The 19,370-nt window shown below is 61.9% G+C and carries 20 protein-coding genes; 11 read left to right on the top strand and 9 right to left on the bottom strand.

Annotation, left to right across the window (positions count from 1 at the left end; all coding sequences use genetic code 11):
• Positions 1 to 122 precede the first annotated feature (122 nt).
• Together GSQ75_RS13610 and GSQ75_RS13605 are read right to left on the bottom strand one after the other, a co-directional pair.
• On the bottom strand, positions 123 to 506 hold the full coding sequence (locus tag GSQ75_RS13610) for a hypothetical protein (protein WP_158755404.1): 384 nt from the start codon (positions 504 to 506) through the stop codon (positions 123 to 125).
• A gap of 93 nt (positions 507 to 599) precedes the next feature.
• Positions 600 to 1,490, bottom strand: a complete 891-nt coding sequence (locus GSQ75_RS13605; RefSeq protein ID WP_216840697.1) for a LysR family transcriptional regulator — start codon at positions 1,488 to 1,490, stop codon at positions 600 to 602.
• Positions 1,491 to 1,623: 133 nt separating this feature from the next.
• On the opposite strand from GSQ75_RS13605, the gene GSQ75_RS13600 reads away from it, so the two are divergent.
• Positions 1,624 to 2,496, top strand: coding sequence for an aldo/keto reductase family oxidoreductase (locus GSQ75_RS13600; RefSeq protein ID WP_158755402.1), 873 nt, complete (start codon positions 1,624 to 1,626; stop codon positions 2,494 to 2,496).
• 54 nt (positions 2,497 to 2,550) lie between these two features.
• Here GSQ75_RS13600 and GSQ75_RS13595 read toward each other — a convergent pair whose 3' ends face one another.
• On the bottom strand, positions 2,551 to 3,219 hold the full coding sequence (locus GSQ75_RS13595) for a helix-turn-helix domain-containing protein (RefSeq protein WP_158755401.1): 669 nt from the start codon (positions 3,217 to 3,219) through the stop codon (positions 2,551 to 2,553).
• A gap of 91 nt (positions 3,220 to 3,310) precedes the next feature.
• On the opposite strand from GSQ75_RS13595, the gene GSQ75_RS13590 reads away from it, so the two are divergent.
• Entirely contained in the window at positions 3,311 to 5,191 is a 1,881-nt protein-coding gene (locus GSQ75_RS13590; RefSeq protein WP_158755400.1) for an aspartyl protease family protein, read from the top strand.
• A 54-nt stretch (positions 5,192 to 5,245) separates the two neighbouring features.
• Here the strand turns inward: GSQ75_RS13590 and GSQ75_RS13585 are convergent, their stop codons facing one another.
• Positions 5,246 to 5,605, bottom strand: coding sequence for a DUF1428 domain-containing protein (locus tag GSQ75_RS13585; protein ID WP_158755776.1), 360 nt, complete (start codon positions 5,603 to 5,605; stop codon positions 5,246 to 5,248).
• 237 nt (positions 5,606 to 5,842) lie between these two features.
• Here GSQ75_RS13585 and GSQ75_RS13580 point away from each other — a divergent pair, with 237 nt between their 5' ends.
• Positions 5,843 to 6,232 (top strand): nuclear transport factor 2 family protein, encoded by a 390-nt coding sequence (locus GSQ75_RS13580; RefSeq protein WP_158755399.1) that lies wholly within the window; start codon positions 5,843 to 5,845, stop codon positions 6,230 to 6,232.
• 119 nt (positions 6,233 to 6,351) lie between these two features.
• Positions 6,352 to 7,191 (top strand): helix-turn-helix transcriptional regulator, encoded by an 840-nt coding sequence (locus GSQ75_RS13575; protein WP_158755398.1) that lies wholly within the window; start codon positions 6,352 to 6,354, stop codon positions 7,189 to 7,191.
• A gap of 26 nt (positions 7,192 to 7,217) precedes the next feature.
• On the opposite strand, the gene GSQ75_RS13570 is transcribed toward GSQ75_RS13575, so the two are convergent.
• Positions 7,218 to 8,051 carry a helix-turn-helix transcriptional regulator gene (locus tag GSQ75_RS13570; protein WP_158755397.1) on the bottom strand — a complete coding sequence of 278 codons (834 nt, stop codon included), beginning with the start codon at positions 8,049 to 8,051 and terminating at the stop codon, positions 7,218 to 7,220.
• A 93-nt stretch (positions 8,052 to 8,144) separates the two neighbouring features.
• On the opposite strand from GSQ75_RS13570, the gene GSQ75_RS13565 reads away from it, so the two are divergent.
• Complete coding sequence (locus GSQ75_RS13565; RefSeq protein WP_158755396.1) at positions 8,145 to 9,041, top strand: SDR family oxidoreductase; 897 nt, start codon at positions 8,145 to 8,147, stop codon at positions 9,039 to 9,041.
• A gap of 106 nt (positions 9,042 to 9,147) precedes the next feature.
• Here the strand turns inward: GSQ75_RS13565 and GSQ75_RS13560 are convergent, their stop codons facing one another.
• Positions 9,148 to 9,906, bottom strand: a complete 759-nt coding sequence (locus GSQ75_RS13560; RefSeq protein ID WP_158755395.1) for an SDR family oxidoreductase — start codon at positions 9,904 to 9,906, stop codon at positions 9,148 to 9,150.
• A gap of 141 nt (positions 9,907 to 10,047) precedes the next feature.
• On the opposite strand from GSQ75_RS13560, the gene GSQ75_RS13555 reads away from it, so the two are divergent.
• On the top strand, positions 10,048 to 10,953 hold the full coding sequence (locus GSQ75_RS13555) for an AraC family transcriptional regulator (protein ID WP_158755394.1): 906 nt from the start codon (positions 10,048 to 10,050) through the stop codon (positions 10,951 to 10,953).
• A 47-nt stretch (positions 10,954 to 11,000) separates the two neighbouring features.
• Here GSQ75_RS13555 and GSQ75_RS13550 read toward each other — a convergent pair whose 3' ends face one another.
• Positions 11,001 to 11,486, bottom strand: a complete 486-nt coding sequence (locus tag GSQ75_RS13550) for a hypothetical protein (RefSeq protein ID WP_158755393.1) — start codon at positions 11,484 to 11,486, stop codon at positions 11,001 to 11,003.
• Positions 11,483 to 12,049 carry a DUF4865 family protein gene (locus tag GSQ75_RS13545; protein ID WP_158755392.1) on the bottom strand — a complete coding sequence of 189 codons (567 nt, stop codon included), beginning with the start codon at positions 12,047 to 12,049 and terminating at the stop codon, positions 11,483 to 11,485. Before GSQ75_RS13545 ends, GSQ75_RS13550 begins: the two co-directional genes overlap by 4 nt.
• On the opposite strand from GSQ75_RS13545, the gene GSQ75_RS13540 reads away from it, so the two are divergent.
• From GSQ75_RS13540 to GSQ75_RS13520, 5 genes are all read left to right on the top strand, one after another.
• Complete coding sequence (locus GSQ75_RS13540; RefSeq protein WP_158755391.1) at positions 12,039 to 13,007, top strand: LysR substrate-binding domain-containing protein; 969 nt, start codon at positions 12,039 to 12,041, stop codon at positions 13,005 to 13,007. The two genes, GSQ75_RS13545 and GSQ75_RS13540, sit on opposite strands and share 11 nt — an antisense overlap.
• Before the next feature lie 272 nt (positions 13,008 to 13,279).
• Positions 13,280 to 15,229, top strand: a complete 1,950-nt coding sequence (locus GSQ75_RS13535) for a M61 family peptidase (protein WP_254058577.1) — start codon at positions 13,280 to 13,282, stop codon at positions 15,227 to 15,229.
• Between the two features lie 304 nt (positions 15,230 to 15,533).
• Positions 15,534 to 16,658, top strand: coding sequence for a hypothetical protein (locus GSQ75_RS13530; RefSeq protein WP_254058576.1), 1,125 nt, complete (start codon positions 15,534 to 15,536; stop codon positions 16,656 to 16,658).
• Between the two features lie 325 nt (positions 16,659 to 16,983).
• The gene (locus GSQ75_RS13525) at positions 16,984 to 17,610 is read left to right on the top strand and encodes a cytochrome P460 family protein (RefSeq protein ID WP_254058575.1); all 627 of its coding nucleotides are present in this window, start codon (positions 16,984 to 16,986) and stop codon (positions 17,608 to 17,610) included.
• Between the two features lie 169 nt (positions 17,611 to 17,779).
• Positions 17,780 to 18,703 carry a Dyp-type peroxidase gene (locus tag GSQ75_RS13520; RefSeq protein ID WP_158755390.1) on the top strand — a complete coding sequence of 308 codons (924 nt, stop codon included), beginning with the start codon at positions 17,780 to 17,782 and terminating at the stop codon, positions 18,701 to 18,703.
• A 13-nt stretch (positions 18,704 to 18,716) separates the two neighbouring features.
• Here the strand turns inward: GSQ75_RS13520 and GSQ75_RS13515 are convergent, their stop codons facing one another.
• Positions 18,717 to 19,367, bottom strand: coding sequence for a PQQ-binding-like beta-propeller repeat protein (locus tag GSQ75_RS13515; RefSeq protein ID WP_158755389.1), 651 nt, complete (start codon positions 19,365 to 19,367; stop codon positions 18,717 to 18,719).
• Positions 19,368 to 19,370: the final 3 nt, after the last annotated feature.

Here is a 19,370-nt window from a genome sequence, read left to right as displayed (position 1 = left end):
TCTTTCGCTTTTCGGCAGGTAGGTTTCGTTATCAACCAGAGACGATTTTTAGCGCCCTTCCACTTCCAAGAGAAAGGAAGGGCACTTCACTCGAGGTTTTCCTGTCGACGATATGTCGTATGTCAGCCAGGATGAAGCTGGCGGGCCGCGGCGTCGGCAGTGTCCTCCGGGCGCGTGTTGAACGCGATGGTCGCGCCCGGCGCTGCCTTATGGACAATGTTCACCACCGCCTCGAACAGTGGCAGGCTTTTCGGCGGAATTCTGAGGCCACCGCCGATCACCACACAGTCATAGGTAGCGCTCTTCAGTTGTTTTTCGAGTGTGGAGATGCCGGCTTCGTCGGGTGTGATCATGCACGTGTCGCCCTGCCATCCGCGTTCCTGGATCTTGGTGACTGCAACGGCGATACCGGCGTTGATCTTGTCGGCATCAAAGCCAGGGGGAAGCGACGGGTCGGAAAAATCCACGGTCTCCGGCTTCTGGCCGACAAACAGGATGCGGGTCATTTGGTCTTCTCCATTCAACGGGGGAATTGAGAGCGTACCCCCTGTCAGAGCCTCTTATCTTGGAAAGCAGGGGCCAGAGGCAATCAAGTCACCTCAACTTCCATCCCCTTCCGCCGCTTTCACGAAATCCACGAACGCCCGCAGCGGTGTGGGCAGGTGGCGGCGACCGGAGTAATAGAGGTACGGACCGCTAAAGTCCTGCCACCAGGGTTCGAGCACGGGTTCGAGCGCGCCGCTATCCAGGTGCGGCTGCAGCCAGGCTTCGAACAGGTGGATGATGCCCAGGCCCTCGACCGCCGCGGCGACTGCCAGGTCCACTGCCGCACCGAGGCGCACCAGCAATGGGCCGGTGGGATCGACGCGCACGATGTCGCCGTCGCGCTCGAATTCCCAGGTAGGAATGGTGCCGCTGGCGAACTGCCCGCGCAGGCAGGCGTGGGCGAGCAGGTCGCGCGGGTGCTGCGGCCGGCCATGCGTCTCGAGATACGCCGGCGCGGCGGCCGTGGCCATGCGCTGGATGCGCGGCCCGATCGGCACGGCGATCATGTCCTTCTCCAGCCGCTCGTCGTAGCGGATGCCGGCGTCGCAGCCGGCAGCAAGCATGTCCACATAGCTGTCTTCGACGATGACATCCAGGCGGATGTCAGGATAGGTTTTCAGGAACGGCGTCACGATAGCCGGCAGCACCAGCCGCGCCACGGTGGCCGGTACATTGAGCTTGAGCGTGCCGGCTGGGCGGGCGCGGTCGTGGTTGACCACGTCGAGCGCCGCTTCCACTTCGCCCAGCGCGGGGAACAGCCGTTCGGCTAGTCGTGCGCCGGCCTCGGTGGGCGAAACGCTGCGTGTGGTGCGGTGGAGCAGGCGTACACCCAGCCGGGTTTCCAGGCGCTGCACGCTCTCGCTCAGCCGCGAGGCCGACATTCCGCTGGCGCGAGCACCCTCGCGGAAGCCGCCCGCGCGCACCACGGCCAGAAACGCAAACAGATCGCGCAGATTTGCATCCATTGTTCGAAATTCCGTACAGCCCGTGCCGATTACACCGGATTATCAGGCAAGCGGCATGTGCGTACAGTGCATGCATGGCGGCACACCGGCCGCCACTTGCCTGGAGAACGACATGAGCAACTTCACGAAGGCGGACACGTTTGCCCTGGGTGGTCGCGCGGTGAACCGCATGGGCTATGGCGCCATGCAACTGGCCGGCTCCGGCGTGTTCGGCCCACCGAAGGATCGCGATGCCGCGCTGGCGGTGCTGCGCGAGGCGGTGGCGAGTGGCGTGAATCACATCGACACCAGCGACTTCTATGGTCCGCATGTGACCAACCAGCTGATCCACGAAGCGCTGCATCCGTATCCGGATGATCTGGTGATCGTCACCAAGGTGGGCGCACTGCGCGGCGCCGACGCGTCGTGGAACCCCGCGCAGAGTCCGGCCGAATTGACGTCAGCAGTGCACGACAACCTGCGCAACCTCGGCGTGGACGCGCTGGACGTGGTGAATCTGCGCGTCATGGGCGACGTGCATGCGCCAGCCGAAGGCTCGATCGCGAGGCAGTTCACCGCGCTGGCGGAACTGCAGCAACGCGGCCTGATCCGGCACCTGGGCCTGAGCAATGTCACCGCGACGCAGGTGGCCGAGGCGCGCGGCATCGCCGAGGTGGTCTGCGTGCAGAACCATTACAACCTCGCTCACCGCGAGGATGACGCGTTGATCGACGAACTCGGCCGTCACGGCATCGCCTACGTACCATTCTTCCCGTTGGGTGGCTTCACCCCGCTACAGTCGGACGTCTTGTCCGACGTGGCACGCCGATTGGGCGAAACCCCGATGCAGGTGGCGCTGGCATGGTTGCTGGCACGCGCACCCAACATCCTGCTGATCCCGGGTACGTCCTCATTGGTGCACTTGCGCGAGAACCTGGCCGCCGCAACGATCCGGCTCGACAAGGATGCGTTGGGCGAGCTGGCGACGATTGGCGCCCATGCGTGAGGGCATCGGTTAAAGAAGGTGTCAGAGGAAAGGGGCCGTGTGAGGTAAAGCGCGTCAGGTGTGCCGCTTCCGAGAGACCGACGGATTCTTTGCAATCGCGCTATCCGTCGGTGCTCGACGATGCGCCGAATTGGCTGCTGCGTCGCGCCGTGCGGGTTTCGCGTCGATAGGCGCGAGGATCCAGTGGAATGCGACGAGTTTGCCGTCCGGCTTTGGGCGCGTGCCAAGCAGCAAGTCGGACAGGCGCTGCAGCAGGCGATTCACTTCCAACAAATCAGCAGGATCGGCCCAGCCTCGAAGTCGTGCCACCCATAGTTCGCGTGCTGGTCCTTCGACGATCGTGTCGGAATTGGCCAGTGCGCGCACGAAATCGCGCTGCGCGAGTCGCGACATGCTGGCGGCGACGCGCGCAACGGCTTTTGCATTCGCGGTCGCGCCGGGCTTGTAGCGCAGGCGCATGCGTTCCCCGGGAGCCGTTACCAGGCGATAGCGGCGCGCGTCGGCATCGATGATTTCCTCCAGCAAACCGCCACGCACAAGCGTGCGCAAATGGTAGTAAAGCCCGTCGGCGGATCGGCCGAGCTGCATCGCGAGCTCAGCCACCGTCGCTACGCCGCCCAGCGCCTGGATCGCCGTGACCAGCTCGATCCGGATCGGGGTCGACAACACAGCGATCCTTTTCGCATCCTCGACGATGCCACTCGTTGTCTTTTTCTGTGCCATCGGTTGGGTTGCCTTTGTTGAAATTATGATGAATTATTCAATGTAGATTGCCGCCATACAAGCGGCAGACCACCCTATGACGGAGACGGGCATGACCAGAAGAATGGTGGCATCGGTGCTGACTGGCACGATCGCGCTGTTACTCGCCACAGCGGCGCAGGGCGAGGATGCAAACGCGGTGTTCGCACGTTACAAGGCCGCGAGCGGTGGCGCGCGTTGGGATAGCCTGCATTCGCTGCAAAGCGCAGGAAGCCTCAGCGCGGGTGGCCTCAAGGGTAAATTCCACCAGACCGAGGATCTGCTGACTGGCCGTTCCAGCGACAGCTACACGATCGGCCCGATCGATGGGGCCGATGGCTACGACGGCACGCATGCGTGGTCGCGTTCTCCCGGCGGCGAAGTTGCGGTAATCGACGACCCTGACGCCGTACGCAGCGCACGTAGCGATGCATGGCTGAACGCGTCCGCATTCTGGTATCCGAAGCGTGGCCACGCGACGTACGGCAAGGTGGAAACGCATGAAATCAACGGCAAGCAGTACAACGTCGTCGACGCGACACCGGAGGGTGGCAATCCAGTGATGCTCTGGTTTGCGGCCGACACCGGCCTGCTGGCGCGAAGCGTGCGGAAGATGGGTGGAGACACGCTCACGACGACGTTCGATGACTACCGCAATGTCGATGGTGTCCGCCTTCCATTCCACATCGCCGACGACCAGGCCGATGCCGCCGGCCGTACCGATCCGCGCAATCACCACGAAGTGCAGTTCGATCGCGTCGACGCGAACGTCACAGTCGCCGACCGCGATTTCGCGGTGCCTTCGATGGCTGCGACTGCGCACATCGACAACTCGAGCGGCATCAGCAAGGTGCCGTTCGAGCTGGTCAACAATCACATCTATGTCGATGGGGCTGTCGATGGCAAGCCGGCAAGATTCCTCGTCGATACCGGCGGCATCAGCCTGCTGACACCCGCGGCGGCGAAGAAATTCGGACTCGCCAGCGCCGGCCGCATGGCGGTCAATGGTGCGGGCGAGAATCCGACCGACCTGGCCTTCGCGAGGGGAAAGCAGGTGCGTGTGGGTGAGGCAACGCTTTCCGATCCGATGTTCTACGTGGTCGACCTGGGCAATCTGCCGCAGATCGAGGGCATGCCGATCGACGGCCTGGTCGGTTACGAGATGTTCCGCCGCTTCGTCGTACAGATCGACTATGCGAACAAAGTGTTGACCCTGGTCGACCCGAAGAAATTCGAGCCACCGGTGGGTGCGGCAGCGCTGGACTTCAAGCTCGCTGGCACGACCCCGGAGATTTCGGGCGAGCTCGATGGCATGCCTGTCGTGCTCACCGTCGATACCGGTTCGCGCGATTCCCTCACGTTAAGCTCGCCCTTCGTGCGTTCACACGGTCTGGTCGCGAAATATGTCGCCTCGCCCGAAGCGGTGGTCGGCTGGGGCGTAGGCGGCGCGGCGCGCGGGCGGCCGGCGCGCTTCGGCACGTTGAAGCTCGGTGCACTCGCTGTCAAAGACATCGCTGGCGATCTCTCCATCAGCGACAAGGGCGCATTCAGCGATCCGAATGTCGCCGGCAACCTTGGTGGCGGCGCCTTGCACCGCTTCACGGTGACGTTCGATTACGCGAACCGGAAGATGTATCTCGCACCGAACGCGGATTTCGGCAAACCCGACCTTTTCGATCGCAGTGGACTGTGGCTGTTCGCCGATGGCGATGCATTGAAGATTGTTGATGTCGCACAGGGCAGTGCCGCCGAGCGTGCCGGCATGCGTGTGGGGGACCGTGTTACCGCGATCGGTCATGCCGCGGTTTCCACAAAATCGTTGACCGACTGGCGTCGGCAGTGGCGCGAGCTTCCGTCTGGCACGCATGTCGCTGTCGCATTCCAGCGCAATGGCAACGCGCAGACCGCGGACCTGGTGCTGGCGGATCGCATACCGGCCCACGCATCGCCATGATCCCCGCGCAAAACACTGTCTGACCCCGGGTTTCGAAGAGGCCTGTCGGCGCCATCAATACGCCGACAGGCTTACCACTGGCGCGAAACCGCCGAAGATCATGCGTTTGCCGTCGAAGGGCACGTCGCCGGCTGCATCCAGGCGCGGATCTTTCATGAACTTCTCCATGCCGGCATCGCGGGTAGCCTTGTCGGGCCATTCGATCCAGGAGAACACCACGGATTCGTCTTTTTCTGCCTGCACGGCGCGACGGAAATCGGTGAGCTTGCCTTCGGGCACATCGTCGCCCCAGCATTCCACCACCCGTGTGGCGCCGAACTCCATAAAAATGGGGTCAAAGGTCCTGGCGTGCCCAATGAACCGCTCGCGGTTGGCGTTGGATACGGCGATCACGAAACCATCGATGTAGGACATGGGTGTCTCCTCGGCGGGGGTCGGTATGGTTATCTTCTTCCAAGCGACGAACGAGTGCATCGAGGATCGACTGAGACCTGAATTCGACGCGTCTTTTATTACCTCGCACGTCATTGCTGGCAGGCAGCATGTCACCGATAGTGACACCGCACCCGACGAAACGATGCGCATCGACTGACATTCGGGTAACTCCAGGCGCCTTGTCAGGCGCCTATCCAGATACTCAGGAGAGATGCGATGACCACGATGACTTTCACCCGCAAAGACCCGCCGCAGTGGCTGCTCGATTTCTGGATGGAGATCGACGACAAGACCTTCGGCAAGGGTTTTGACTGTTTCGCGCACGATGCCGTCTGTAACCTCGGTGTAGCCGACTGGCACGGCCGTGACACCATTCGCGAGAATCTTCGCCAGTTCATCGATCGCGGCTTCACCGCCCACCACGACGTCGTGGAATACTGGGACGGCGGCTCGATCAAGGTATTCCATGGCAAGGTGCGGATGACCTTCGACGATCCGGCGCTGCCGGTCGTGCGACCGACGATGACGCACTTTTTCTACATGGACGAGAAGGACCCCGCCAAGGTCCGTCGCTGGCTCGGTTCGGTCGGCCCGACCGCGTTCTGATGCAACGCGGTGGATCATGCGATGCCGGTGTGCATGCATTCGTTTCCCGGCATGCACTCGGGCATCGCATGATCCATCCGGCGTTGATTCCTTTGAACGGATGACCCAGGTGATATCCCATGACTACCCGACCAACTGAAGCCGCGGTCGGCGGCGAACTGGGCGAACTTCTTCGTTACTGGCGCGGCACACGCGGCAAGAGCCAGATCGAATTGTCGCTGGATACCGGCGTGTCCCAGCGCCACCTCAGTTTCATCGAAAGCGGCCGCAGTGCGCCGAGCCGGCAGACCTTGATGAATATCGCGCAGGGACTGGAAGTGCCGTTTCGCGATCGCAACCGCCTGCTGCTGGCTGCGGGTTTCGCGCCGATCTACGGCGAGGATGCATGGAACGCCGACGAGATGAAGAGCGTGCACGCCGCGCTGGAGCGCGTGTTGCGCCAGCACGAGCCCTTCCCCGCGGTGGTGATGGACCGCTACTGGAACGTGTTCATGACGAACGCATCGGCACCGCGTTTCTTCAACGCGTTCATCGATCTCGAGGCGCGACCGAAGCCGCGCAACCTGCTGCACCTGATGTTCGATCCCGCCGGCATGCGCCCCTTCATCGCGCACTGGGATCGCACCGCGATGAGCCTCATCCAGCGCGTGCATCGCGAGTCGGTAGGACACGTGATCGACGAACGCACCCGGGGTCTGCTCACCACGCTGATGGCCTATCCCGAAGTGGAGGATGCCCTGAAGCTGACCGACGCGTCGATACCGGAACCGACACTGCCGGTGATCCCGCTGAGCTTCGTCAAGGACGGCTGCACGCTCAACTATTTCTCGATGGTGACCACGGTCGGCACACCGCAGACCATCGCGACGCAGGAGTTGCGCATCGAGTGCATGTATCCGGCGGACGATGAGACCGATGTACAGCATCGCGCGTTGATGGCTGGTGCGAAGAAGCCTTGAAAGCAATCAAGACATAAGAGGCCACCTCACCGCCGTTCCATCATGGACCTGATTTTGTCAGCGTCCTCCGGTGTCGCCGGGTTGTAGACCACCATGCTGAGGTCTGTTCGTCCGTCGACCGCAAAGACCGAATATTCGAAAGCGAGCGGGCCGAGCGTCGGGTGGCGTATATGTTTGATGGCTTCGCCATGGGCGCCTCGAACGTCGTTATCGCGCCACATCGTCCTGAACTCGGGACTGAGCCGGCAAAGCTCGTCGACGAGAGGCTCCACCGCCGCCGCGGCCCCTGCACGCGCGGCTTCCGCACGGAACGCGCCCACCACGTGGCGCGCCACGCTCTCCCAGTCGTACTGCACAGCGCGGGCACGCGGGTCGAGGAAGATGGTGCGCAGCACATTGCGCCGATGCGGCGGCAGGGCGCCATAGTCGCCAAGCATGACGGTGGCTGCCCGGTTCCAGCCGATCACGTCCCAGGTCGCAGTCCTGATGAGGGCGGGGCTCGGGTCCAACTTGTCGAGCACACGCTGCAGCCGCGGCGTGACGTCGTCGTTCTTCCGGTAGCGCACTTCGGGTGGGCGGCCGAGGCCGAGCAGGAAAAGGTGCTCGCGCTCGATATCCGTCAGCATGAGCGCGCGCGCGATCCGATCGAGTACGTCGGGCGAGGGCGCGCCGCCCCGGCCCTGTTCGAGCCATGTGTACCAGGTCGGGCTGATGTTGGCGCGCTGCGCCACTTCTTCGCGGCGCAGGCCGGACGTACGGCGCCGCTCCGAGGGAAAGCCGAGGGCAGCCGGGTCGAGCTTGCCGCGGCGGTCTCGCAGGTAGGTGCCGAGCAAGTTCTCGGTAGCCAGAGGCTCGCTCATCCTGTTAGTCACTTTACTATGATGATTTCACTACTTTACTAGGGTAAATTTTACGACGACATTGGTCTCCAGCGAAATCAGGAGACTTGGCTCATGCGTATATTTGTCACTGGTGCAACCGGATTCATCGGCTCGAAAGTCGTGAAGGAATTGATCGCGGCGGGCCATCAGGTGATCGGCCTCTGCCGCTCGGACGACAAGGCAGAGGCCCTGGCGGCCGCCGGCGCCGAGGTCTATCGCGGGTCGATCGCGGACCCGGATAGCCTCAAGGAGGGTGCCGCCCGATCGGATGGCGTCATCCATCTGGCCTTCAATCACGACTTTTCGAGATTCGTCCAAAACTGCGAGGACGATCGCCATGTGATCAAGGCGCTTGGCTCGGTCCTCGCCGGCTCCGATCGACCGCTGATCGTGACCTCCGGGACCGGACTAGCCAACACTGTGCCCGGCCAGCCGGCCAAGGAAGACAATGCGATCGTCGGTTCTGACGTGCATCCCCGCGCAATCTCGGAAGAGGCGGCGGCCGCCGTCGCCGCGGTCGGGGTGAATGTGTCGGTGATGCGGCTCCCGCAGGTCCACGACACGACGAGGCAGGGCCTCATCACCCCTCTGATCGCGACGTATCGCGAAAAAGGCGTCTGCGCCTATGTGGGAGACGGACTCAATCGCTGGCCGGCGGCGTATGTTCTCGATGTGGCCCGCCTCTACAGGCTGGCGATCGAAAAGGCTGAGCCGAACGCGAAGTACCATGCAGTCGCGGAAGAAGGTGTATCGATACGCGATATTGCTGAAGCCATTGGTCGACGCCTGAAATTGCCGGTCAAATCCATCGCTTCTGAGGAAGCCCAAGCCTTTTACGGCTGGCTCGCGATGTTTGCTGGGCATGACGTGCCCGCCTCCAGCGCGCAAACGCGCAAAAAGCTGGGATGGCGTCCGACCGGACCTGGACTCATTGTCGACCTCGAACAATTGCACGTTTCCGATACTTGAAGGCCGCAAGGGCAAGCGGAGGGACTCTATTGAAAGAGCCCTCCACCAACACCTTCACTCGGAATGGGATCGCGTTTCGTCGGATAGTTCATGCTGTATTTCCCGATCACCACGGGAGCGCTCCGAGTTTTGCGTGCGTGAACGTACCTGTTGGGCCGTCCGGTCCGAGCAGCGCAACACGCACCGCCTCGCGGGCGCCCTCCTCGACAGTCTCCGTGCCCGCATAGCCGTTGAGGTTCGTCTTGGTGAAACCAGGGGAGACGGCGTTGACCTTGATCCCCTCTGGCTCCAGCTCGATCGCCATGGCGAGCGTCAAGGCGTTGAGAGCCGTCTTGGATGCAGGGTAGACAGGGCCGAAGATCGCGCGGTGGGAAGTGGCCGGATCCGCGTTCATCGTCAGCGAGCCAGCGCCGCTCGACACGTTAACGATGCGGGCTGCCGGTGCTTTGCGCAGGAACGGCAGCATCGCCTGGTAAACGGCGAGAACGCCAAACACGTTGGTGTCCCACACCGCGCGCATTTCATCGAGGGACACGTTGCTCGGGCGGACCGTCGTTGCGTAATCCGCGACGGACTGGCCGGGCAGTTTCGTTGTATTCGAGATCGCCGCGTTTTGGATAAGCACGTCGAGATGACCAAACTCGTTGCGGATGCGCTCCGCCGCAGCGGTGATCGAAGCCCGATCGGTCACGTCGAGCTGGAGCGCGCGGGCATCCGGCCCAATCTCCTTGGCCGCAGCCTCGCCGCGCTCGAGATTGCGCGACCCGACCAGCACAGTGAAGCCATGTGTCACGAGATCCTTGGCGATCTGAAGACCGATTCCTTGATTGGCCCCGGTGACCAGGGCGACGGGTTTGTCTTGCATGTTGCTCTCCTCCACGATGCGCGGCTGCCTTACGGTTCTCCCGGAGACTCCGGTAGCTGGTTTGCCGTACAGAGACGATAGGCCGCCGTCACTGGACTTGCTACAATCGAAAGTCCGAGTTTCGTTCGTGAGAGTCCTGCCATGATCGATCCGCTCGCCGAGGTAGTCACACTGCTCCAGCCGGGGGCCCCGTTCTCGAAGGTCGTCAGCGGGGCAGGTCGTTGGGGTGTTCGTCGCTCGGAGCCAGGGCGACCCTTCTACTGCGTGATCGTCGAGGGCTCGTGCCACCTCGCAGTCGACGGCTGCGAGCCACTCGCCCTCCAGGCCGGCGACTTCGCGCTGATCCCCGCGGCGTATGGCTTCGCGATGTCGAGCCTCGAGCCGCCGGCTCCGGACGACATCGACTCCCTGCCGGTCGCGCTGCCCGATGGCGAGTTCAGAATCGGCGTTCAGAGCGGAGCGCCCGACTTTCGAGCGCTGATAGGCCACTGCGTCTTCGGTTCACCTGACGCGGCTTTGCTCGTGTCGCTGCTTCCGCAACTCGTGCATGTTCGCGGCGAGAGGAGGCTGGCCACCCTTGTGCAGCTCGTGGGCGAAGAATCCCGCGCGCAGCGGCCCGCGCGCGATGTCATCCTGGCTCGCCTCCTGGAGGTTCTTCTCATCGAAGCACTCCGATCCACGGCCGGGACGGCAGCGTCGCCGGGCCTCGTGCGCGGGCTTGCCGACGAACGCCTCGCGGTCGCGATACGACGGATGCACGAAAGTCCGACCCGGGCCTGGACGGTTGCGCAGCTGGCGAAAGAGGCAGCCCTCTCCCGCTCGGCGTTCTTCGAGCGATTCAACCGCGCCGTGGGTGTGGCCCCGATCGAGTATCTGCTCGCCTGGCGCATGGCCATGGCCAAAAACCTGCTGTGGCGGAAAGAAGGTGGCGTCGCCGAAGTTGCGCAACGCGTCGGCTACAGCTCCGCAAGCGCATTCAGCGTCGCTTTCACGCGCTATGTCGGACTGCCGCCATCGCGTTATGCGCGCGAGGAGATGGAAGCGTGACGCCATTTCCGCCCGCTCACAGCAGGCAGGCGACGGACGCTTTACCGCTAGAACGTGTAGAGCGCGCTGGCGATCTTCCAGCGATCACCGACCTTCACCAGTTGCAACACCTTCCACCCGGCCGAGGATCTCCGATTTCCGGAAATCTGCTGCGTCAGGAAGTCGAGCGAGACCTGCGCCAGCGGGCCGTGTTGTTCGATGCGAACGTTGTAGAACTTTTCCCGATACCGCTGGCCACTGGCGAAGACAGCCTGGCGAAAGTCCTCGTATTGGCGAAGATCAGGAGGATTGGCCGAGGCGGCCGACTCCTGAACTGACGCGAATGGAATCTTCTCGTCGAGGAGCAGCGCGCGGAAGCCCGCCTCGTCGTGCTCCGTAACGCAACGGGTATAGCTTGCCAATAATGCCTCGATGGCCTGGCGGTCGATGCTGCTGGTTCGATGGATAGCAGTGAGAGCGGGAGACGCCACCGCCAAGGTTGCTCCGATCAGGCTTATCGCGAGCACACCGACGCAGATGTGGAGTGGCTTCATGCGCTGAGGCACTCGATGCGGGGAAAGGCGAGGTATTCAATGTCGTAGGCGTCAACACCCTGTTTCGTCTCGGGCGGTTGATGCCAAAAGCAGGTGCGGACCAGTTGCCATGTCGTTGCATCGAGTCCGATGTGGATCGAATGCAGTGACTCGTCATGTCCTGCAGCATCTGCCTTGGCTCGTTCGTGGGAGGCCAGGACACCGAGATCAGTAGAGGGATTTACCGGGATGAATTCCTGAGTCGCTTGTCCCGGGGTCCGGGATGCGCCTCCCGTTTTCGAATGAATGGTCATCCATGCACGTACCTTGGGGCGACCATATTTGGCGCAGAGCCGGGTGAATGCGTCCGAAAGAAGGAAGGCACGCATGGCTTCGTCATTCTTCCAGACATAGAACGGCGCATAACGATTGGGGCGACCGTTTGCGAGGCTTGAGACGAAAAACGCTTTTTGGACCAGGCCGGCGAGCGAATTGAAGCCGGGCCCGAGAACTGAGATACGCTCGCGCACAGATCCCATGTCGTAATCGTCAGCCAGGTCGAATCGGTATTGCATGAGCAACATGATGGCCTCCGTATCCGCTGAACCGGAGTTTCATTCTGGATGGTTCCGTCACGTGGGAATAGAGAGCGGTTTTAAAGTCATTGATGAGGTTTGCCAAACGATGATTCTCGATCTGACCAGCCTGCGTACGCTTGTCACGGCGGTGGATCTTGACGGTTTCGGCAAAGCTGCCGAGAGCCTTCATCTATCGCCATCCACTGTCAGTCTTCAGCTGCGAGCGCTGGAAGAACGATTGGGAAAGCCACTGTTCCGCAAAATTGGCCGGCGTCAGGAGTTGACGGAGGCGGGCGAACAGCTGGTCAGCTTTGCGCGAAAGATGCTGGCTCTGAATGACGAGGCCGTTCTGGCCGTCCGTGGTACGGGACTTCAAGGAAAAGTTTGCCTGGGCGTTCCCCAGGACTTTGCGGATAGCTGGTTGCCGCAGACGCTGGCGTTGTTCACCTCGGCGCACCCAAAAGTGCAGCTCGAAATCGTCGTCGGGCAAAGCGACCGCTTGCTGCAACTTCTCCGAAACGGCGGGTTGGATCTCGCCCTGGCCTTCGGTGGCAACGGTGGACTGATCAGCCAACTGATCGCCATGCTTCCTGTCCACTGGTACGCGCACGCAACATGGCAGGCGCTTGATCGCGAACCATTGCCGCTACTTGTACTCGAGCAACCTTGCATGTTCCGCCAACAAGCTGTCGATGCGCTCGACCGGGCAGGAACGAGCTGGCGCATCGCGTTGTCAGGTAGCAGTGTGTCAGCGGTTTGGGCTGCGGCGAAAGCAGGCCTTGGTCTGGTGGCACGCACTGCGGTCTACGTACCCGACGGCATCGCTTGCCTCGATGGGACATTCGACCTTCCAGACCTTGATGCGGTACCCCTTCATCTCGTTCGTTCTTCGCTTCGTGGCGACACAGCAATCGAACATTTGGCCGGTTTGCTCATGAACGCGGTCGGCAGCCATCTTGCCTAGGGTTGCGCGCACGAAACCTGTTGACCCATTGAACTGCCTGAGCATGATCAGCATTTTGGTGTGCATAAACGGCTGATCTTATTCGACGCTTTAATTTTCCTAGGCAATCTGGCACATGCGGTTCAAGCGCGCTGCGGGCGAGAGTCGCCGTTCGTCCCAGCCCCTTCGTGCTGGGCCGCTGCAACGCGCTCCCGGCCATCGCGTCATCACTTTCATAAGGGCAGGACACCGAGTTGCGATCACTGTTCGTTGTTCCAGCTGGCCGTGCTCGCATGCACGGCAATACTGCTGATGTGGTTGCGGCCTTGCGCAGGAAGTCGATCCCCGCGTGCGTCGCGGCGTGTCTGGCGCTGACGTCGTTGACGGTTGCAGCCGAGGTCGGGGTAGGGCCGCAGCCGGTGCCTTATCCGGCACCGATCGCCGCGCCGCGCGATATCGCTTTCGCTGGAACCATCACCCTCGCTGTTGACGCCACCGATACACGGCACAAGGTGTTCGACGTTCGCGAGTCGATACCCGTGCAAGCCCCCGGTCCGATGACCTTGCTTTATCCGGCTTGGGAGTCCGCCAGCCACGCGGAAACCGCAGCGGTGGTGAGTCTTGCCGGTCTGGTGATCCGCGCGGAAGGCAAACGCATCGCCTGGCAACGCGATCCTGTCAACGTCCATGCTTTCCACATCGATGTTCCCGCCGGCGCGCGGACGATCGATCTCGAGTTCCAGTACGTCACCCGCGCTGCGGATGCGCAGCTGATGCCTGACTCGGCCCTGCTGCCGTGGCATCGCGTGCTGCTGTATCCGGCCGGCTGGTTCGCACGCGATATTTCCGTCGCTGCAACGCTGAAGCTGCCGCCTGGTTTGCACGCGTTCAGTGCGCTGGAGGTGGAGCGCAGCATCGATGACACGATTGTGTACAAGCCCACCAGCCTGGAAACACTCACCGACTCGCCGGTGGCGGCCAGCCGCTATGCGCGCCAGATCAACCTTGCGCCCGAAGGCGCACCGCCGTTCCGGCTCGACCTGTTGACCGAGCACCCGGCCGACCTCGCGGAAACCCGCGAAGACCTCGCTACGTTGCGCGCGCTGATCGACCAGGCCGGCCGCGTCTTCGGTGTGCCGCATTACGCGCACTACGACGCGCTCGTTACCCTGAGCGACCAATTCTCCGCCGGCGGCATCGAGCATCTCGAATCGGCCGAGGACAACCTGCCGGCCGACTACTTCACCCACCCCGGTCAGCAACTCAACAACCGCGATCTCATCGCGCACGAATACGTGCATTCCTGGAACGGTCGTTTCCGGCAGCCGGCCGACCTGTGGGTGCCGACGTTGAACGAGCCGATGCGTGACAGTCTGCTCTGGGTCTATGAAGGGCAAACCGAATTCTGGGGTCGCGTGCTCGCGGCGCGCAGCGGCATGCGCAGCCCGCAGGAGACGCTCGACAAGCTCGCGCTGGATGCAGCGGTTGTCGCCGAGCGTCCGGGGCGCGCATGGAAATCGTTGGCCGACAGCAGCCTCGATCCGCTCTTCGTTATCGGCCATCCGATGCCGTGGCGCGATTGGCAGCGACGCGAGGACTACTACCCGGAAGGCGTGATGCTATGGCTGTACGTCGATGCGCTGATCCGCGAGAAAAGCGGCGGCCACAAAAGCCTCGACGATTTTGCGCATGCCTTCTTTGCCATCGACGGCGGTTCGCGCATCACCAGAACCTACACTTTCGACGATGTGTGCGTAGCGTTGAACAGCGTGACACCGTACGACTGGGCCGGTTTCCTGCGTGCGCGTCTCGAGTCGCAAAAAACCGACGTCCTCGACGGTCTCGCCCATGATGGCTGGCGGCTGACATTCACCGACACGCCGACCGAGACCTTTCGCCAGGACGAAATCGATGCCGGTGTCAGCAACTTGAGTTATTCCATCGGGCTTGCCGTCACCAAGGACGGCGATGTACGCACCGTCGCGTGGCAAGGACCAGCCTTCGACGCTGGCCTGGCGCCTGGCGTCAGGATCCAGTCAGTCAATGGAAAGCCGTTTACGTCCGAGGTCCTTGCCGCTGCAGTGCGCGCCTCCGCGACCGTACCGATCGAGCTCGGCTTCGAGGCAGACGGTCGCAGCGGGAGCGCTCGCGTTCCCTATCGGGGACCATTGCGCTATCCACGGCTGGAACGCATTGCCGGGAGCAAGGATCGAATCGCTGCGTTGTTGGCGCCGCTGCACTAGCTCAATCTGGCGAGCAAGCAGCAGGTACTGGGCGTGAGGCAGGGCGCCCAGGCTTGGCCAGCGATGCGCCATGGCTTTGCCATAATCGTGTAGAAGATTGCCGTTGGTTTCGCTCTTCGACAAGGAAGCGTCGCATCGTCCTTGAAGAAAAGGGAGGGCCGTGCAGGAAGTGGTTCTGATCCGGTTACTTGAGCTGCAGGGGTGATTGCTCGCGGCGTTGACCATGGCGGCGTCAGACGTCGACGTATCTTCATATAGCGCCGTTACACTGCCCGGGTATTCTCGTAATCTGGAGCGCACGTCGGTGAATGCATCTGCCATTACGGTTCGGTCCGGCGAGTTGGTGGCATTGCGATTGTTCGACATTGCCTACGCGATCGATCTTCCCGCTGCGGAAGCGGCGTGGCTTGCGCATGTAGGTGGTACGAGTAGTCGCAGCCGGCTTGCCAATACGCCGTCCAAGGCCGTTGCCTTCGACGTCCCACCGCTGCAACTGCTGATGGAGCCCATCTCGTTGGTCCTGGATGGCCTGACGGTAACGGCGCAAGTCAGCGTCAGGCTCTACGATTTTGGTGTTGCCGCGCTGGCCGTGCGCGTGGCGGTGGCCGATGCGGCGTGGCCGGCGTTTGTGGCGCAATTCAATGCACTCGATCGCGCTCTGGGTCCGTCATCGCCCGATGGCTTCTGGACGGCGCTGCGTGATCAGGTGTGTGCCGCGGTCGCGTCAGCGCTGGATCGCCCCGTGCCGGGGGAAGCATTGCAGGAGGATTACCTGCTCGGCAAGGTCTACACCTTGGACGAGCCTATCAATGCAACCGAGTTACGCCAGCGCGTGGACCTGACCGAGCTTCTCTCCGGTGAGACACGGCCGTTGTCCGACGGTGCGCGCCGCGACTTGCTGGCGCACAGCTATTCCTACTTCGCGGACGACCTGGTCGTGCTGACCTGGGATCGCGCATTTATCTATGAGCCACGCGGCGATTCGGACGTGGCCGATGTGATTGAGGTGGCCAACGCGCAGTTGCTCGAGCTGAGGTATTACGACACCTTGCTGGACGATGAATTGCCGCGCATGTACGACCGGGTTGAAGAGGCGCGTGGCGCGGTGTCGCTGCTGGCCGCCCGTCGCTTCGCGCACTTGGCGCGCGGCCTGTACACGCTGGTTGCGGAAACCACCGAGTTGACCGAGAAAGTCGACAATGCCTTGCAGGTGACCGAGGACGTCTATCTGGCGCGCGTTTACAGCGCGGCCTTGGCGTTGTTCCGCGTACCTTCGTTGAGTACGTCAGTCGATCGCAAGCTGGCGATCATCCGCGATACCTATGCAGCTCTGTACGAAGAGGCATCCAGCCGTCGCGCCGAATTGCTGGAGATAGCGATCGTGCTGTTGATCGTGCTCGAGGTTGTGTTGAGCTTGCTGCGGCATTAGCGTGGTTTATGGCGTAGCAGGTCTTGGCGCGGACGATATGGCTGCTCAGATCGAGAATCGGGGTTGCGCCTTGCAATTGGGCGAACCATTAGTGGGGCAAAGTAGGCAAAATAGGGGCCAACCTTTCCGGTGACGTCCGAGTGAGTTAGCCGCGCGGGGTTGTTATCTCAGGTAGCTCAAGTCGTACACATCCAACACGAGTCTGTGCAATGTTTCTTAAACCATTTTTCGCCTACTCACATCCAACCCCGGTCGGAGTCGGCTTTTCCTGAAATTGCGCTCCGCCCCGTGTTTCCATAAGCCGCGCATACAAGGAAGTCGTGACATGATCAAAAACGTTGCCGTTCGTCTCGCTCTGATTGTCGCCGCCGCGTTTGCACCGCCGATGGCGGCATTCGCCGAAGGTCCGTCGAAGAACGTCCATGAACCCACCTATGCTGCTGACGGTCGGCTGATACCTCCCACCGATTATCGCGAGTGGATTTTCCTCAGTTCGGGCCTGGACATGAGCTATAACGAAAAGGCCCTGGCATCCGCGCAGCCAGTATTCGACAACGTCTTTGTCAATCCCGAGGCCTATCGTGCCTTCCTGCAGACGGGGACCTGGCCGGACAAGACGCAGTTCGTGCTCGAAGTCCGAAGTTCCACCAGCAAAGGCTCGATCAATCATCGCGGCCATTTCCAGAATGGCGACATCAAGGGCGTCGAAGTACACGTAAAAGACGTGACGCGATTCGATGGAGGCTGGGCATTCTTCGATGTCGAAGGCAGCGCGCCGGCAGCCAAGCTACCCATGACTGCGGCTTGTTACGCATGCCACCGCGACCATGCGGCGGTGGATACGACCTTCGTACAGTTTTATCCGACCTTGCTACCGCTTGCGCGGGAGCATGCGACGCTCAGTACCAGTTACCTCAAGGATGAGGCTGAACTCGCAAAAGCGGTGCATTGAGTCTGACGTCGATGAAAGTGGCTCGATCATCAAAAGGTGTCAGAAAGACTTTTTCATCACTATGAATGTCTTTGGCGCCTGATTTCTTAGGGCGACCAGACGCCAGCTCGCTTTGGGACTTCATTGAACCAGAGTCATACTTGGGAAAACAATTCGCCAGGAGTGGATCGTGTCTTCCGTCATTCAGCAACCGGTTGTCGCCAAGCTTACACGCGCCGCGATTTTTCTCGTGGTGACGTTGAATCCTGAAACTCAGCATGAAGAGACGGTGCGAGCGCTTTGTGGTGACCTGGCGTCTCTTTTGCGCGCGGTGGGTTTCCGCGACTTCCAAGGCCAGCTTTCCTGCGTCATGGCTTTTGGGTCAGATGCGTGGGACCGACTTTTCGGGCAGCCGAGGCCCAGCGGTTTGCACCCGTTTCGCGAGATCAAGGGACAACACCACGCCGTCTCCACGCCGGGGGACATACTCTTCCATATCCGTGCCGCGCGCATGGACCTGTGTTTCGAGCTGGCGGCTCAGATCATGTCCCGCATCGGCGCCGCCGTCTCGACCGTAGACGAAGTGCATGGCTTCAAGTACTACGACGAGCGCGATCTGCTCGGCTTTGTCGATGGTACCGAGAATCCCGGGGATCCGGACGCCATCAATGCCGCGATCATCGGCGAGGAAGATCCTCACTTCGCGGGCGGAAGCTACGTGATCACGCAGAAGTATCTCCACGACCTGAAGGCATGGGACGCGTTGCCCGTCGAGCAACAGGAAAACATCATCGGCAGGAAGAAACTCTCGGATATCGAACAAGCCGATGCCGCGAAAGCCCCCTACGCGCACAACGTCCTGACCACCATCGAGAAGGATGGCGAGCAGTTGGAAATCGTGCGCGACAACATGCCGTTCGGCGAGGTTGGCAAGGGCGAGTTCGGTACCTACTTCATCGGTTACGCGCGATCCCCGGACCGGATCGAGCAGATGCTTGTCAACATGTTCGTCGGACGACCGCCGGGCAATTACGACCGCCTGCTGGACTTCAGCAAGGCCGTCACCGGCTCGCTGTTTTTCGTCCCGACTGCGACGTTCCTGGCCAATGTTTAGGCACTGGAAGGTTTCAGCGTGAGCTGGCCCGGGTTTTAGGCCGGCGGATGGCGGTGATCTTGCCGCTGTGGCCGCCACCGCAGAAGAAGCGGTCGCCGCCATCGGACTCGAGTCCCGACACGCCGACGCCGGGTGGCATCTGCAGGCTCTCGAGCACTTCTCCGGTAGCGGGGTCGATGTGCCTCACATCGCTTTCGTCGCCTTCCCAGGTGCCGTGCCACAGCTCGCCGTCGACCCAGGTGACGCCGGTGACGAAACGGTCGCACACGATGGTGCGAAGAATCGCTCCTGTTTCGGGATCGATCTGATGGATCCTGCGGTCGCGGTATTGTCCGACCCAGAGCGTGCCCTCGGCCCAGGCAAGCCCGGAGTCGCCACCCGCGCCTGGCGCCGGGATGGTGGCGAGCACGTGGCCCGTCGCCGGATCGATCTTCTGGATGCAACTCTCGGCGATCTGGAACAGGTGATGGCCGTCGAAGGCCGTACCCGCATGCGCGGCGACGTCGATCGTGCGCAATGCTTCTCCGTTCGCCGGATCGAATGCGGACAGTGTGTCGCCGGCGGCAAACCAGACGCGCGCACCGTCGAAGGTGACGCCACCTATCTGGTCGACACCCGGGAAGGGGCCGTACTCGCTGATGATTTCGGCATCTGATCGTTTCATGCA

The organism is Dyella sp. S184, assembly GCF_009766065.1.
In the GTDB taxonomy this organism is placed as follows: Bacteria; Pseudomonadota; Gammaproteobacteria; order Xanthomonadales; family Rhodanobacteraceae; genus Rhodanobacter.
The sequence above is the reverse complement of the archived record's forward strand: the minus strand, read 5'-3'. Positions and strand labels throughout refer to the sequence as shown.

Bases quoted from the DNA above. Each gene is read 5' to 3' on its own strand.
- GSQ75_RS13610 (WP_158755404.1), bottom strand. From the start codon at position 506: ATGACCCGCATCCTGTTTGTCGGCCAGAAGCCGGAGACCGTGGATTTT.
- GSQ75_RS13600 (WP_158755402.1), top strand. From the start codon at position 1,624: ATGAGCAACTTCACGAAGGCGGACACGTTTGCCCTGGGTGGTCGCGCG.
- GSQ75_RS13595 (WP_158755401.1), bottom strand. From the start codon at position 3,219: ATGGCACAGAAAAAGACAACGAGTGGCATCGTCGAGGATGCGAAAAGG.
- GSQ75_RS13590 (WP_158755400.1), top strand. From the start codon at position 3,311: ATGACCAGAAGAATGGTGGCATCGGTGCTGACTGGCACGATCGCGCTG.
- GSQ75_RS13585 (WP_158755776.1), bottom strand. From the start codon at position 5,605: ATGTCCTACATCGATGGTTTCGTGATCGCCGTATCCAACGCCAACCGC.
- GSQ75_RS13580 (WP_158755399.1), top strand. From the start codon at position 5,843: ATGACCACGATGACTTTCACCCGCAAAGACCCGCCGCAGTGGCTGCTC.
- GSQ75_RS13575 (WP_158755398.1), top strand. From the start codon at position 6,352: ATGACTACCCGACCAACTGAAGCCGCGGTCGGCGGCGAACTGGGCGAA.
- GSQ75_RS13570 (WP_158755397.1), bottom strand. From the start codon at position 8,051: ATGAGCGAGCCTCTGGCTACCGAGAACTTGCTCGGCACCTACCTGCGA.
- GSQ75_RS13565 (WP_158755396.1), top strand. From the start codon at position 8,145: ATGCGTATATTTGTCACTGGTGCAACCGGATTCATCGGCTCGAAAGTC.
- GSQ75_RS13560 (WP_158755395.1), bottom strand. From the start codon at position 9,906: ATGCAAGACAAACCCGTCGCCCTGGTCACCGGGGCCAATCAAGGAATC.
- GSQ75_RS13555 (WP_158755394.1), top strand. From the start codon at position 10,048: ATGATCGATCCGCTCGCCGAGGTAGTCACACTGCTCCAGCCGGGGGCC.
- GSQ75_RS13550 (WP_158755393.1), bottom strand. From the start codon at position 11,486: ATGAAGCCACTCCACATCTGCGTCGGTGTGCTCGCGATAAGCCTGATC.
- GSQ75_RS13540 (WP_158755391.1), top strand. From the start codon at position 12,039: ATGAGCAACATGATGGCCTCCGTATCCGCTGAACCGGAGTTTCATTCT.
- GSQ75_RS13545 (WP_158755392.1), bottom strand. From the start codon at position 12,049: ATGTTGCTCATGCAATACCGATTCGACCTGGCTGACGATTACGACATG.
- GSQ75_RS13535 (WP_254058577.1), top strand. From the start codon at position 13,280: ATGCACGGCAATACTGCTGATGTGGTTGCGGCCTTGCGCAGGAAGTCG.
- GSQ75_RS13525 (WP_254058575.1), top strand. From the start codon at position 16,984: ATGATCAAAAACGTTGCCGTTCGTCTCGCTCTGATTGTCGCCGCCGCG.
- GSQ75_RS13515 (WP_158755389.1), bottom strand. From the start codon at position 19,367: ATGAAACGATCAGATGCCGAAATCATCAGCGAGTACGGCCCCTTCCCG.